Genomic DNA, 14,992 nt, shown 5'->3' on the forward strand with positions numbered 1-14,992 from the left:
CAAAAGTAAATCACTTGAATAGAAGTCAAAAACTCATATTCGCATTCTCAAATTAACCTTACAAACAACCGTTTACGTCAACATCATGTTTCAAACTCTATCTTCTTACGGGGTTGTAGGCTATAAGTAATAAAAAAAAGCCTTTTCCTGACGGAAAAGGCTTTCAAAAAAGTGCGTGTTCACTTGCCTTTATTTAGGCAGGCTCATTTTAAAGATATGATACGGCTGATCCTGTTGACCAACGCCTTTGCTCCAGTTAGGCGTTTTATGGATGGCCGAGTTCGTTACATATAAGGTAGTGCCGTCGGCAGAGAATGCAAACGTATCCGGCCACTCCAGGCGGGGGTCTTGCACCACGGTTTCGATCTTGCCGGCCGACGTGCGGCGCTTGATGGAATGGTCTTCAAAAGCGGTCAGATAAAGGTTGTTCTGCGCGTCGAGAATCATCCCGTCGCAGGCGGGTACTTTGCCTAGGTCTTCAATTTGCGCGGCCAGCTGCGCGTCGTTCAGGCTGGCGTTGCGCAACGCTTCGGTTTTAATGCGGTACAGGGCGTAGCTAGTGAGGGGCTTCCAGTAGAGGTACTGCCCGTCCTGGCTCAGGGCAATGCCATCGGCGTTGAACTGGCCTTGCTTGCCGGTGGGGTCTACCAGCAGCTTGCCATCAGCTTTAATATTTAGAGTGGTGTCACCTACCATTGAGGGATGCTTCACCAGCAACCGGCGCGCCTTGCCCGAGCCCAGGTCTACCACCACCAAGCTACCCTCGCCCGACTCCGTGATGTAGGCGTAGTTCTGCTGCGTGTCTACACGCACGTCGTTGAGGTAGGATTTGCGCGGCGCTACGCTTTCAGAAAAGGCAATATTTTGCACCACCGTATTCGTCTTGGGGTCGATTTTTACCAGCTTAGGTCCTCCGGGCACGGTGGCTTTCAGGCCGGGCGAGGCCGGGTCGAGCACCCACAGCATACCGGCGCGGTCGGCGTACACACTCTGCGGGCAAATCCAATGCTTTTGTGGCTCGTTGCGCACTGTTTCGTTCCAGGTGCACCACGCTGCATTGGGGTAGGGCTTGAGAGAGTTGTTGGTCCCAACTTCGGCAATGGGGAAAACCGGATTATTATCCCAGCGCGGAAAATCGCCAAACACGCGGCCATCGGGCAGCACAGCCACGCCCACAATCTGCGGCTCGCGGAAGGCAGCTACAATTTGCAGCGGAGAGTTGGCATCGCCTTTGGGAGCGGCAGCCCTACCTACCAGCGCTGTAGTATCGTTGGCGGCGTTTTCTGCCATGGTAGTGCCAGGGGTAGGAGAGGAGCAGCTAGCAGCCAGCAAGGCCAGTGCACCAGCTGCGGCGAGCAACCCCGCACGGCAGTGGGCAAAAGAAAAATAAGAAAGCATAGAGGAGAAATGGAGGTGAGGAAAAAGGGCTACAGAGTAATGAGTAATTTTTTCTCATACGGCGCCCGACAGGCGGCGTTAGGATCAATCCAATTCAATTTTTTACTTCTGTACCAAACCCTAGTGCTTGTACGCCGTACTATGGCACCTTACAGAGGGGAATACAAACGACACCATATAGCTAATTTTTTTAGCAAGCTTTTCGTGCCTTCGTATTGCCCTGCGGCAAAAGCTGCCACAATGGCTCCACAGGATTCAATTAATAAATTGTTGTACCTTTGCCAGCAATCAGGTGATAAACATCCTGAAAACTACCGTTAACAAGCAGTTAAATCGCCTCTTTCTCTGCTTTTCTAGCTCAATCAGGCTTCTCCATCACTTCTGAATATATTGGTTTTGCAAGCGTTTTGCGCTGCAAATTGCCTTTCCTGTTAGTCGGAATTAGCCGGCTGCCTACCCTCTTCAGGCTAAGCAAGAGTCCACTAAAGCTACGTTGATGTCCATTGCTTTATTTCTGCTCACGTTCCTCTTTCCGCCTCGTGTTGTAATGCAACCAGCGGCCCTACCTTCTACGGTAGCCCAGTTGAGCCCACGCCCAGTAGCCCTGTTGCTACCCCGGCCTGTTGCGTTGGCGCATCACACGCCGCGCCGCCTAACCTCATACCGCGTCACGGCAACCGTTTACTCGGCCAAGGCCAGCCAAACAGATAGCGAGCCATTCGTTACGGCCGATAACTCGCGCATCTCGCGCCATCATACCAGCAAACGGCGCTGGATGGCCCTTTCGCGAGACATGCTGAAGAACTGGGGTGGCAAATTTGATTTCGGTGACTCCGTACGTGTAAAAGGCATTTCGCCAGAGTTAGATGGTGTATACGTCATTCACGATACCATGAACCGCCGCCTGCACCGCACTATTGACCTGCTGGTGGGTAGGCACGAAAAAATTTACGGCAAGTGGGACGACGTGACGATCAAAAAGATAGAAGACACGCCGCCCGTACTCCCCGAATGGCAGGCTAGTTAAGCCGGCTCTTGTCTTGGGGGCGCTGCGCCAGCAGCTCCGCTACCTTTTCTACCGGTTGCGGATTCCCAGACTCATCATACAGATAACTAAGTGGTTGCGCTGGATTTTGCATGATTTCTGCCAGCGGAATATGCCACGGCTTCCACATTTCCAGCAGCGCCTGCCCGTAGCCGCTGTTGTCCCAGGGGTTGAAAACCGGCCCCGTCACATCATCTATCAGGGTATCCATCACTACGTGGTCGTCGGCGGCTTGCACGGTACGTGCGTAGTAGTCGGGCACTACATTGAACAGATAAGCCGCGTAGTATACGCGCGCTTTGAACTCAGCAATTTGCGCTGGGTGTAGCGGCCGCTGCGCCTGCTGATAGATACCGCGCATCGCCTGCCGAATAATCCCGTTGTCGACTAAGCAGGTCGTAATCACCGCATTATCAAGCTTGATACTGAACACCATGGTGGTCAGGTCGTCGTCGTACTCGAAGGGTAGGGCGGGCTGGGCGGCATCGGCTTCCAGAATAAACACCGAAGCCGGCGTGAAATCATCGAACTCCATGGGCACGCGCAGGGCCTGCAACGTCTGGAAATACGCCTGAAAGCGCCGGAACATCTGCGCGTTTTCGGCTAGGGGGTAGCGCGGCTTAATCAGCGGATTCAGCTCCGTGAGCAGTTCCGTGACCAACACCCCGTAGAACATCTTACCCAGCCACAGAAACAGCGTCTTCTCGTCCAGCGCCTGCAGTCCTTCTAAGCCCGCGCTAGCGGCTTCGGCTACTTGTGCCTCCAACGGCTCTACGTGCTGCGTGCGGCAGCGGGCGCAGCACGAGATGGTGAGGTTTTGATAGGTGGTGATGCTTTGATCGAGCAGTTGGATAGGCCGCTCGGCCAAGTGGTAGCGCTCCATTAGCCACGGCGCAAATACCGGCACGGCATCGGTAGGGGGCGTGGTGGGCGTGCCACACAAAAAGCATTGCTCGGGGCCAAAGCGCATGCCCTCGAAAGGGTCGTACAGGGTCAGATCAGAAATCGGCATACTTCTATAACAAGCGAAACCGCAAAAGTACGGCGCCCGTTGGCATGGCCCTACCTATCGGCGCAGGCCAGGGTAGCAATGCTCACGCTGCTGGCGCCGGCGCCTAACAGCGCGGTAGCGCAGGCTTCGAGGGTGGCGCCGGTCGTCAGCACATCATCTACCAGCAAAATACGTTGGCCAGCTATCCGTTCGGGCGTGGCTACCTCAAATACAGTAGCCACGTTTTGCCACCGCTCCAGGCGCGTTTTGCGGGTTTGAGAACTGGTATGCTCGGTGCGGCGCAGCGCGTGGGCGTGCCACGGGAGCAGCAAGCCATTGGCAAAGCCCTCGGCCACACAATCAGACTGGTTATAGCCGCGCTTCGCCAGCTTGCGCGGGTGCAACGGCACGGGCACAATCAGGTCGAAGGCTTCGTGCAGGCCGTGCTGACGCAACTCGTGGCCGTACCACTCGCCCAGCACCACGCCTACCTGCCGCTGCCCGCGGTATTTGAGCTGGTGCAACAGGTGCTGCACCCGGCCGCGCCGCAAGAACCGCAGGTAGCTAAAGGCGTGTATTACGGGCACTTTGCCCCAGAAGCGCCGGGCCAAGGGATTTTCTGAAGGAGGCAGAAGATGGTAGTCGGTGTAGGGGAGCTGGGCACGGCAGCCGGTGCAAATGTGGTTTTCGCCCCGCGCCAGGGGCTCCTCGCAGGCCAGACACACACGCGGAAAAAGCAGGGAAATGAAATCGGCGAGCGGGGCCAGCAGCATGGGTGCGAGAGTTTGGAAGTACTTTTGGGTTTGTTTGTCATCCTGCGCTCATCTGTCATCCTGAGCACAGCGAAGGACCTTATCACGTGTGAGTTTCTACCGAACGATTTCGTTCTGCCGTGAGAAGGTCCTTCGCTGCGCTCAGGATGACAGGTGAGATTAATAACAGTTGGTGGACAGCAAACAAAAAACTCACCATTTCACAATTTCACCACCTCACCGTATGTCCCTCGTCACCGAATTCAACGACTACCGCCAGCAGATGAACGATAAGATCATGGCGGCTGATAATAAGGTCATTAAGCGCTTCTTCAACCTCGACACCAATACCTATCAGGAGGGTGCCGTGGATGTGAAGACCAAGGAGATGATTGGCCTGGCCTGCTCCATGGTGTTGCGCTGCGACGACTGCATCAAATACCACCTGGGCAAATGCCACGAAGAAGGCCTCACCGACACCGAGATTTACGAGGTCTTCGCCATTGCCAACCTCATCGGGGGTAGCATCGTGATTCCGCATTTCCGCCGCGCCGTGGAGTACTGGGAAGTATTGAAGGAAGAAGCTGCCAGCACTACCAACGCCTAATGGAACACGAATCGGAAGAAGACTTTGAGTACCGCTGGCTGAAGCTGCGCAACGAGCTGAAGGCGCGCTTCGGCAAGAAGCCCGACCTGAATGCGCTGCTGCTACTTATTGGTGTGCAGGAGCTAGGGCAGGGCGCGGGGCCGTTTACGAAGGAGCAAAAGCAAGACCTGATGCACATTGCTACCTGCCGGGTCTTCAGCATCTCGGGCTACTACGAGCTGGACCGCGTGGATGAAGACGGCTGGCCGCACTATCGCCTGGTGCGACCGGTGCCTTTTGCCAACCTCAAGGAGCAGGAGCGCATGCTGCAATGGCATATCGTGGAGTATTTCGACTCGCTGGAAGACGAGTAGAACAGGTACTATTGACCATCATTCCGAGCTTATCGAGGAATCTCGCGTGCTGATAAGATACTATTTATCATCAGCACGCGAGAGGCTCTACTTAACGTTTCAATGGCTGTTTCTTTAATGATCCTCTAGCCGGAATGGGATGCTTATCTGCACCTTCTGCGCCGTGCGGCGGCCGTTCTGCACGCCTGCGTGCCAGGCGGGGCCTTCCTTCAGCAGCCGGATAGCCTCCTCGTCAATTTCTTCTGATACTCGCCGCACTACTTCAATATCCTCCACCTTACCGTCGGCCGCCACGGTAAAGCGCAGCCGCACCGTGCCTTCTTTACGGTTTTCTAGGGCTTTGTCGGGGTATTGCAGCGAATCGCGCAGGTACTGATTCCAGGCGCGGTAACCGCCCGTGGGCAGCGGCGCTACCGATGCCGGTGCGGGTGCTTTTTCGCGCCGCACCACCACTACCTCGTTTAGTGCCTTGGTATCGGGCGTCATTGCCAGAGCCAGGGTGGCGGCGCTATCGGAGGCAATCTTTTTTTCCTGGTGAATAAATCCGATAGAGCTAAAGGCAAGCCTAGTGGTGGTGGGCGGCACAGTTAGGGCAAACGAACCATCGGCGGCGGTGCTGGTGCCGTAGTTGGAGCCCGGTACCAGCACCGTAACCCCCGGCAGAGGCTGGCCACTTTGCTGATCCGTTACGCGGCCCCGCACTACCCGCCCATCAGCACCGAGCGTATCACGCAGTTGCCGGACGCGCAGCGCATCAGAATCGGCGGCAGCAAAGCCAGACCGAGCAAATACTTTTCCGTTTGCCACAGCTGCCACGGCAGGAGATGCAACAGCCGGCAGGGAGTCGGGGGTAGCGCTAGCGCTGCTAATTCCTTCAACTGTAGTGGTTGCTCCCTGCACATCGGCTAGGTCCAGCGCTGGCTGACTTGCTTCCGCTGCTGAGGCAGGCTGCCGTCGTGCCACAGGGCGCGGACGCCGGGGCGCAACAGCTGCTACAGGCACACGCGCCGCAGCCGGCGCCGCCGCGGCTACGGGCGGGGCAACAGGCGCCGAGGCAGCCGAAGACACTTCTTCGTTTTCCGCAGCCCGTGGCGGGGTAGGCTCCATCCGCACGGCCATTGGGGCTGATGCGGTATTGTTTGGCTGCCAATGGAAGTAGGCTACTGTGCTCATTACCAGCAGCAACAGCACAGCTGCGAGGCGCAGCCAGGGCCACGCGGCGGCAGGAGCATCGGTGGTTTCTTCGGCCACGCGGGCGTGCAGACGCTGGCGCAGCTGGGCCACGGCACGGTCGGTGGTAGCGGCATTGGTGGCGGAGAGACCTTCCAGTATGTCGGCACAGCGCGCACACTCCAGCGTGTGCGCTTCTACGCGGTGCTGCTCGGCGGGCGTGAGCGTACCGGCCACGTACTGCCGCAGCAGCGCCAGCGGCAGGTGGCCCGCCGCGTTAGCAGCAGCGCCAGGCGTACGGTTCAGGTCAGCGGAAGCCATCGGGTGAAGCAGGGGAAGAAGGAGAGGACTCCAGGTAACGTTTCAGGTTGCGCTTGCCGTTTTGCAGGTAGCTTTTCACTTGTTTGAGGTCGAAGCCCGTGAGCTGGGCAACGTCGGCGTAGCACTTTTTTTCGAGGTAGAACAGCTCCAGGCAGCGGCGTTGGCCGTCGGGCAGCTCGGCCAGGGCGTGTTCCAGGGCTTGCAGGCGCTCTTCGGTGAGGTGGGCATCGTCGTCGGCATCATTGCTTACCAGATGCTGATGCGCGGCCGATTCCATACCGGCGGCATCGGGAAAGTGCACCACCAGCGCCCCACCCGCGGCCGGACCAGCCCGTTGCCGGGCGCGCAGCACCAGCAGACAGTGGTTGCGAACCGTGGCGTGCAGCCACGCCGGAAAGTTACTCACTTCGTGCCGCCGCAGCTTGTCTACCAGCTGCTCAAACAACTGCATCACGGCGTCTTGGGCTTCCTCGTCGGGGCGGAGGTAGCGACGGCAGATGGCAAATACCTCCGTTAGGTGCCGGTCGTAGAGCGTGCCCAGGTCGGCCACGTCGCCTTGCTGGCGGTAGCGCAGGAGCAGCTCCTCATCGGATAGCTCGGCGGGCGACTTTGGACGGCGTCGGAAAAACATCAGTTGCCGAGTTAAGCAGATTTTCGGAAAGTAGCTGCGTTGCTGTGTTCTGACTTTGCTTCAATCTATACCAAGCGCTGCTTTCTTTTCAAACAGAGAATCTAGTAAAAAGTGAAAGCTCCTATTAAATTATGTAAGCGCTTACATAAATACTTTATATTTGAAGCATGAATTTCTTTGATGCTATCGGTTCAGCTGCCCTAGGCAGTAGGCTACGGCGACTAAACGACTTGATGACCAGCCAGGCAGCGGAGGTATATGCACTATATCAGGTGCCATTTGAGCCCCGGTGGTTTCCGGTTTTCTACACGGTAGCATCGGAGCCCGGCCGGCACGTGGGCGACATTGCCGAGCGCATTGGCCAGACGCACGCAGCGGTTAGCCAGGTAGTAAAAGACTTAGCGAAGCATCAGCTAGTGAAGGTGCAACGGGGCAAGACCGACCAGCGTCGTAGCGTGGTGACGCTCACGGAAAAGGGAGCCGCCCTGTGGCCCGCTTTGCAGCAGCAAACGGCGGATGTGCAGCAAGCCACTGAGGCGCTACTGGCCGAAACCCGACACAATTTGTGGCTCGCCCTGGAAGAAACGGAATATGCCTTGTCGCGCCAGAGCCTGGCCGGCCGGGTAAAAGCCATCCGCAACCAACGTATGACGAACGAAGTACAGTTGCTGGCCTACGAGCCGGCTTACCAGTCCGATTTTAAACGGCTGAACATTGAGTGGATTGAGCGCTACTTTCGGGTAGAGGAAGCTGACCTCAAGGCGCTTGATTATCCTGAAGAGTATATTCTAGACAAAGGCGGCTACATTTTGCTGGCCCAGCACCACGGACAAATAGTGGGTGCCTGCGCCCTCCTCAAAATGGATGCGTCTACCTACGAGCTGGCAAAAATGGCCGTGTCGCCGACTGCGCAGGGTTTGGGCATCGGCTTTCAGTTGGGCCAGGCTGCCATTGCGCAGGCTCGCGCCCTGGGCGCCCAACGCCTATACCTGGAAAGCAATACCAAGTTGAAACCTGCCATTAACCTATACCATAAGCTGGGCTTTCAGAAAACCGTGGCCGACCAGCCCTCGCCTTACGAGCGGTGCAATATTCAAATGGAGCTGCTGTTGCAACCCTAAACCAGCACTGGGAAGCGCTAGCGCAAAAGCTCATCGTATGTGTAAGCAGAGGAGCCGCTGAAAATAAATTCACTGGCCCTGTGTGGAATATGCCCCCAAGTAGGCATCAGACTTCTGAAAACGAAGTTCAACCTAACTGCCTACCCCATGCACAAGCTATTCCTACTCGGCACCGTACTGCTGACGGCCGCTACCGCCGCCTCGGCCCAAACGCCGACATCTACACAAGCACATCAGGCAAAAACCGTTGCCGACACGCTCGTCATCCGCGGCCGCGTGACGGATGCCGGCGGCCAGCCCCTACCCGGCGTGACGGTGCTGGTGAAGGGCTCTACGATTGGGGCTTCTACCGCGGCCAATGGCACGTATCAGCTGAGCGTGCCGAAAGCAAGTAAGATTTTGGTTTTCAGCGCTATTGGTTACGTGACGCAGGAAGCAAAGCTGAGTAGCCAACAAATACTCAACGTGGTATTGGCGGAGGATAGGCAACAGCTCAACGAGGTAGTAGTGACGGGCTACGGCAGCCTACAACAGCAGTCGGTGTCAGGTAGCGCAGCGACGGTAGTATCCGGTCGGGTAGCTGGTGTTGCGGTGCGGGGCGCTGCCCGTGTACGGGGGAACCGAGGAGCTATGCCATCCGGCTTCTCGCCGGCCTACCCCGCAGAAAGCAGCGAATCCTACGCCACCATCCACGAAAACGGCTACCACGATGCCCGGCGCGACCCGCTCAGTACCTTCAGTATTGATGTGGACCCGGCTAGCTACGCCAACGTGCGGCGCTTCCTCAACGACGGCCAGCTACCGCCCGCCGACGCCGTGCGGGTGGAGGAGATGATCAACTACTTCCACTACGACTACCCCCAACCAACTGCGCAAGAGCCGTTTTCCGTAACTACGGAGCTGGCCGCGTGCCCCTGGAACCCACAGCACCAGTTGGTACAGGTGGCCTTGCAGGGCCGCACCGTGGAAACTCAGCACCTGCCTCCGGCCAACCTGGTATTTCTGGTCGATGTGTCGGGCTCGATGAGCGCGGCCAACAAGCTGCCGTTGGTGCAGGCCGGGTTGCGGCAGCTGGTGCGCGAGCTGCGCCCCCAAGACCGCGTGGCGCTGGTGGCCTACGCCGGTGCTGCCGGCCTGGTGCTGCCGCCTACCCCCGGCCAGCAGCGGGAAAAAATTCTGACCGCCATTGATAACCTCTCGGCGGGCGGCTCTACTGCGGGTGGCGCCGGTTTGCGCCTGGCCTACCACGTGGCCCGCGAAAATTTCAACAAGGAAGGCAACAACCGCGTGGTGTTGGCTACCGACGGTGACTTTAACGTGGGCGAGAGCAGCGACCGGGACATGGAGCAGCTCATTACGGAGGAGCGCGAATCGGGGGTGTTCCTGACGGTACTGGGCGTGGGCGAGGGCAACTTACAGGATAAGAAAATGGAGCTGCTGGCCGACAAAGGCAACGGCAACTACGCCTACCTCGACAATATGCAGGAGGCCCGCCGCGTACTGGTGCAACAGTTTGGCAGCACGCTGTTCACCATCGCCAAAGACGTGAAACTACAGCTGGAGTTCAATCCTACCCGCGTGCAGCAATACCGCTTGGTGGGTTACGAAAACCGCCTACTGGCCGCCGAGGATTTCAACAACGACCGCAAAGACGCGGGGGAACTAGGTTCCGGCCACACCGTAACGGCCCTCTACGAAGTGGTGCCCGTAGGCGCCCCACCAGTAGTCGACAACCTGAAATATCAGTCGAATACGGTGCCAGCCGCTTCGGCCTCCGCAGAGTTACTCACCGTGAAGCTGCGCTACAAAGAGCCCCAGGGCAGCACTAGTCGTCTGCTCACGCACACCCTGAGTGGGGCAGCCCGGCCGCTGACGCAAGCCTCAGAAAACCTACGCTTTGCGGCTGCTGTGGCGCAGTTTGGCATGCTGCTTCGCCAGAGCGACTACCGTGGCACGGCCACCTACGCCGAGGTGGCTCGCCAAGCCAAAGCCGCCCGCGGCCAGGATGCCGACGGCTACCGCGCCGAGTTTATCCGGCTGGTGCATGCTGCCGAGGGTATACGGCCCGCGCCCGCAACCTATGGCGCCCGGTAGAAACCGGGGCACTCCCGGCGCGAGTTTGTCGTTACCTTCGGACCTTCGTCAGACTTTCCGAACTCTTTGTTTTGAACATCATCACGTATAATGTCAACGGCCTGCGCTCAGCTTTGAGCAAGGGCTTGCTCGATTGGGTAGCCCAGGCCCAGCCCGACGTGCTATGCCTGCAAGAAATTAAAGCGGGTAGGGACGCCCTGGACGTGGCCGGCTTCGCAGACCTGGGCTACCATGCCTATTTGCACCCGGCCGAAAAGCCAGGCTACAGCGGCGTGGCTACTTTCACCAAAACCCTACCCAACAACGTCGCCATTGGCTGCGGCACCGCCGATTACGACTCGGAGGGTAGGGTGCTACGGTTGGATTTCGACGATTTTTCGGTACTGAACACCTATATGCCCTCGGGCACCAGCGGACCAGAGCGACAGGCGTTTAAGGTGGAGTGGCTGCACTTTTTTCGGCGCTACGTGCGCGAGTTGCAAGCAGCTAGTGTGCCGCCGCTCATCATCGGCGGCGATTTCAACTGCTGCCAGACCGACATCGACTTGCACAACCCCAAGACCAACCAGAACAGCCCCGGCTTCACGCCCGAGGAGCGCCAGTGGTTCCGGGATTTCCTGGCTGATGGCTTCACCGACTCCTTCCGCCACCACCACGGCGACGCCACTGGCCACTACTCCTGGTGGACCTACCGCGCCGGTGCCCGCGCCCGCAACGTAGGCTGGCGCTTGGACCATCTGTTGGTCGATAAACAGTTGGAGCCGCGCATTCAGAAAGCCGGTCTGCTACCCGACGTGGTGCACTCCGACCACTGCCCGGCCTTCGTGGTGCTGTAGGGACGCAGGTACCCATCGTTGCTGAGGGTAGGACTGCGTGCTAACGAAAGTTCGTCATGCTGAGCTTGCCGAAGCATCTCGCGTGCTGATGTTGGATACTATCTACCGTCAGCACGCGAGATGCTTCGGCAAGCTCAGCATGACGTCCTATTGTTTCTAGTCGCAGCACCCGGAACAATTTCCCTACCCTCCGTTGTCGTTCTCATACCGGCGGGCAAATCCGTATCTTGCCTGAACCGAACCGAGCCTATCGCTAGTGGAAAACCGAGATACTATACCGTCGGCACCGGCTTTGCAGCGGGTACTGGCGCAGCTAGAAGCCTTTAAGCGTAAGTTTTACCTGAGCCTGCTGGTGCGCGGTGGGCTGGTAGCCCTGGGCCTGTTGCTGACCTTGTTTGTGGTCTTCAACCTGCTCGAATACTTCTTGTACCTACCTACTTGGGTGCGGGGCGGACTGCTGTTCGGCTTTCTGGGATTGGTGGTCTACGCCTTTATGCGATGGATCTGGCAGCCCCTGGCAGCCCTCACCAACTTGCGCCGCCTGCTCTCCGATGAGCAAGCCGCCAGCAGGGTAGGGGAGTTGTTTCCGGAAGTACAAGACAAGCTCCTGAATGCCTTACAGCTGCAAGGCCAAGCCCGCGAAAACGCCCTGATTGCCGCCAGCCTGGAGCAGCGCGCCGGCCAGCTCGCTGGTTTCGAGTTCACCAAGGGCATCGACCTGAAAACCCAGACGCGGCCGTTGTGGAAATACGTGGCTGTGCCGGCAGGTATTATTGCCCTGCTGCTGCTGGTGTACCCGGCGTTGTTTGTGCAGGGCACCGAGCGCATTTTACACTACAACCGCGCCTACTCGCCGCCCGCACCGTTTCGGTTTGTGGTGGAGAACAAGAACCTGCAAGCCTTTAAGGGCGAAGACTTTGCTCTAGAAGTGGCGGTGGAAGGTGACGCCCTACCCAACGATATTACGGTGCGGTATGATGGCCGCGAGCGGCACCTGAGCAAGCAGGCCAATGGCCGCTACCGCTACGAGTTCAAGCAGGTGCAAAAGAACGTATCCTTCCAGCTGGCCGCTGCGGGTTTTACGTCGGATGAGTACGATTTGCGTGTGCGCCAGCGCCCCGACCTGCGCGACTTCTCGGTGCGCGTTTCCTACCCTGCCTACCTGGGCAAGGCTGCCGAAACCATTCGCAACACTGGCAACCTGACCGTGCCGGAGGGTAGCACCGTGCAGTGGAACTTCGCCACCGAAGCCACCGACGAGTTGCAACTCGTTTTCCAAAACCCCAACGAAACCGTGACGGCTGCCGCCGACGGTAACGAGTTTACGGCCTCGCGGCGGGTGATGCGCAGCCAGCCCTACCTGGTGCGCCTGCGCAACCCCGCCAGCCTCAACCGCGACCCGATCCAATACCAGCTCACGGCCCTACCCGACCAGGCTCCCGACATCACCCTGGAAACCTTTGCCGATACCACGGCCCGGCAGTTTCTCGCCCTGGGCGGTACCGTGCGCGACGACTACGGCCTCTCGCGCCTGCAACTGCACTACCGCGTGGCGGGCGGCAACCCTGGAGCGCCCTACAAGACCCGCGCCCTACCCCTGCAAGGCGGCGCAGCCCAGGCCTACGCCTACCAGTGGGACGTGCGCGCCCTCAACCTAAAGCCCGGCGACCGGCTGGAATACTTCGTGCAGGTGTGGGACAACGACGGCGTGCACGGCCCCAAGTCGGCGCGCACGCGGCAGGCCGAATACCGGCTACCCTCGCGGGCAGCCCAGCGCGAGCAGTTGGCGCAGAAGTCGGCGGCGGTGCAGAACCAACTGAGCCGCGCCGGCGAGCAGAGCAAGCAGCTGGAGCGCGAAATGGCTAAGACCGACAACAAGCTGAAGACCAAACGCGAGCTGAGCTTCCAGGACCGCAAGCAGCTGCAGAATATGTTGGAAGAGAAAAAGCAGGTGGATCAGCAGTTGGCTGATATGAAGCAGGCTTTTGAGCAGATGATGCAGCAGCAGAACGAGTTGGACCCCAAAAGCCAGGAGCTAGCCGAAAAGGCGCAGGAACTGCAAAAGCTAATGGAAACCCTCCTTGACCCTGAAACCAAGAAGCTCTATGAGGAGCTGCAAAAGCTCCTGGAAAATCAGCAGGACCACAACCAGCTGGACATGCAGCAACTCCTGCAAAAGCTCGAAAACAAAGAACAAACCTTGCAAAAAGAGCTAGAGCGGGCGTTGGAGATGTTCAAGCAGTTGCAGTTTGAGCAGAAGCAGGACGCCGCCCTCGACAAGCTGCAAAAACTGGCCGAGGAGCAGAAAAAGCTAGCCGAGCAAACCCAGCAAAACGACAAAAACAACCAGGACAACAAGCTCAGCAACGAGCAACAGAAGCAGAAGAACGAGGAGCTGAAACAGCAGCAACAGCAGGCCAAGGAGCAGTTTGAGGAAATCAAGCAGGACTTGCAGGACCTGAAGAAGATGGACGAGCAGCTGGGCGGCGAAAACGAGGCCGACGAGATGAAGCAGGAGCAGCAGCAGGTAGACCAGCAGATGCAGGAAAGCCAGCAGCAGCTTCAAAAAAATCAGAACCAAAAGGCCAGCCAGGCCCAGAAGCAAGCCGCTCAGAAAATGCAGCAAATGGCCCAGGAAATGCAGCAGCAGATGGACCAGGAGGAGCAGGACCAGCAGCAGCAGAACATCGATGGCCTGCGCGACATCCTGGAAAACCTGCTCAAGCTGAGCTTCGATGAGGAAGGCGTGATGAAGCAGTTCCGGCAGGTAGACCAGCAGGACCCGCGCTTCGTGCAGCTAGGCCAGCAGCAGCGCAAGCTCCGCGACGACGCCCGCGTGGTGCAGGACTCGCTGTATGCGCTGGCTAAAAAAGTTTTTCAGCTCCAGAGCTTTGTCACGCGGGAGGTAGGGGAGATGAACGGCCGTATGGACGAGTCGATGAGCCACATCCAGCAGCGCGACGTGCGCCGCGCTACCGCCAGCCAGCAGCAGGCCATGACCAGCATGAACAACCTGGCCCTGATGCTGAATGACGCCCTGAAACAGATGCAGGAGCAGCAGCGTCAGAGTCAGCAGCAACAGCAGCAGGGCGGCGGCAAACCGGGCCGCAAAAAGAAGAAAGGTAGCAGCGCCGGCGAGGGCCAATTGGGCCGCATGCAGCAGCAGCTCAACCAGCAGATTCAGCAGCTCCAGCAGAGCGGTAAATCGGGTAGGGCCTTGTCGGAGGAGCTGGCCAAACTAGCCGGGCAGCAGCAGATGCTGCGCGACGCGTTGCAGAAAATGGACCAGATGAAGCCCGGTGGTAAGCCTGGCGGCAAAGAAGGCAAAGGCCAGGACGGCGGCGGTGGCACCGGCGAGCTGAAAAAAATGATGGAACAAACCGAAACCGACCTCGTAAACAAGCGGCTGACGGAGCAAACCATCATGCGCCAGCAACAAATCCTGACGCGTTTGCTGGAAGCCGAGAAATCGGCCCAGGAGCGCGACCAGGAAGAACGTCGCGAAGCGCAGACGGCGCAGAACCGGCCGCCGGTATTTCCGCCTGCTTTCGAAAAATACAAGCAGCAGAAAACCCGGCAAACGGAGCTGCTTCGTACCGTTCCGCCCGCCCTCACGCCCTATTATCAGCGTGAGGTCAGTGAATATTTTCAGAAAATGAAATAGCTCTCCTTA

Annotated in this window: 12 protein-coding genes; 7 read left to right on the top strand and 5 right to left on the bottom strand. The window is 58.3% G+C overall.

All coding sequences use genetic code 11. The features are described 5' to 3' along the window. Positions 1–189 precede the first annotated feature (189 nt). Entirely contained in the window at positions 190–1,398 is a 1,209-nt protein-coding gene (locus H8B15_RS15155) for an SMP-30/gluconolactonase/LRE family protein (protein WP_187320524.1), read from the bottom strand. A gap of 496 nt (positions 1,399–1,894) precedes the next feature. On the opposite strand from H8B15_RS15155, the gene H8B15_RS15160 reads away from it, so the two are divergent. Then, a complete protein-coding gene (locus H8B15_RS15160; RefSeq protein ID WP_187320525.1) occupies positions 1,895–2,425 on the top strand; it encodes an RlpA-like double-psi beta-barrel domain-containing protein in 531 nt (176 codons plus the stop codon). Here the strand turns inward: H8B15_RS15160 and H8B15_RS15165 are convergent. After that, entirely contained in the window at positions 2,418–3,455 is a 1,038-nt protein-coding gene (locus H8B15_RS15165; RefSeq protein WP_246455518.1) for a hypothetical protein, read from the bottom strand. The genes H8B15_RS15160 and H8B15_RS15165 overlap by 8 nt on opposite strands. Before the next feature lie 50 nt (positions 3,456–3,505). Then, positions 3,506–4,207: a ComF family protein gene (locus H8B15_RS15170; protein WP_187320526.1), complete on the bottom strand. Its 702-nt coding sequence runs from the start codon at positions 4,205–4,207 to the stop codon at positions 3,506–3,508. 223 nt (positions 4,208–4,430) lie between these two features. On the opposite strand from H8B15_RS15170, the gene H8B15_RS15175 reads away from it, so the two are divergent. Both H8B15_RS15175 and H8B15_RS15180 read left to right on the top strand, forming a co-directional pair. After that, positions 4,431–4,793, top strand: coding sequence for a carboxymuconolactone decarboxylase family protein (locus tag H8B15_RS15175; RefSeq protein WP_187320527.1), 363 nt, complete (start codon positions 4,431–4,433; stop codon positions 4,791–4,793). Beyond that, positions 4,793–5,146, top strand: a complete 354-nt coding sequence (locus H8B15_RS15180; RefSeq protein ID WP_187320528.1) for a hypothetical protein — start codon at positions 4,793–4,795, stop codon at positions 5,144–5,146. Before H8B15_RS15175 ends, H8B15_RS15180 begins: the two co-directional genes overlap by 1 nt. Before the next feature lie 114 nt (positions 5,147–5,260). On the opposite strand, the gene H8B15_RS15185 is transcribed toward H8B15_RS15180, so the two are convergent. Next, on the bottom strand, positions 5,261–6,637 hold the full coding sequence (locus H8B15_RS15185) for a TonB family protein (protein WP_187320529.1): 1,377 nt from the start codon (positions 6,635–6,637) through the stop codon (positions 5,261–5,263). Further along, positions 6,624–7,268, bottom strand: a complete 645-nt coding sequence (locus H8B15_RS15190) for an RNA polymerase sigma factor (RefSeq protein ID WP_187320530.1) — start codon at positions 7,266–7,268, stop codon at positions 6,624–6,626. The genes H8B15_RS15185 and H8B15_RS15190 overlap by 14 nt, the downstream gene beginning before the upstream one ends. Before the next feature lie 167 nt (positions 7,269–7,435). Between H8B15_RS15190 and H8B15_RS15195 the strand changes: the two genes are divergently transcribed. From H8B15_RS15195 to H8B15_RS15210, 4 genes are all read left to right on the top strand, one after another. Then, on the top strand, positions 7,436–8,389 hold the full coding sequence (locus H8B15_RS15195; protein ID WP_187320531.1) for a bifunctional helix-turn-helix transcriptional regulator/GNAT family N-acetyltransferase: 954 nt from the start codon (positions 7,436–7,438) through the stop codon (positions 8,387–8,389). Positions 8,390–8,536: 147 nt separating this feature from the next. After that, a complete protein-coding gene (locus H8B15_RS15200) occupies positions 8,537–10,483 on the top strand; it encodes a vWA domain-containing protein (protein ID WP_187320532.1) in 1,947 nt (648 codons plus the stop codon). A gap of 71 nt (positions 10,484–10,554) precedes the next feature. Then, entirely contained in the window at positions 10,555–11,319 is a 765-nt protein-coding gene (locus tag H8B15_RS15205; protein ID WP_187320533.1) for an exodeoxyribonuclease III, read from the top strand. A gap of 256 nt (positions 11,320–11,575) precedes the next feature. After that, positions 11,576–14,983, top strand: a complete 3,408-nt coding sequence (locus H8B15_RS15210) for a DUF4175 family protein (RefSeq protein WP_187320534.1) — start codon at positions 11,576–11,578, stop codon at positions 14,981–14,983. Positions 14,984–14,992: the final 9 nt, after the last annotated feature.

Source organism: Hymenobacter citatus, assembly GCF_014333615.1.
GTDB classification, from domain to species: domain Bacteria; phylum Bacteroidota; class Bacteroidia; order Cytophagales; family Hymenobacteraceae; genus Hymenobacter; species Hymenobacter citatus.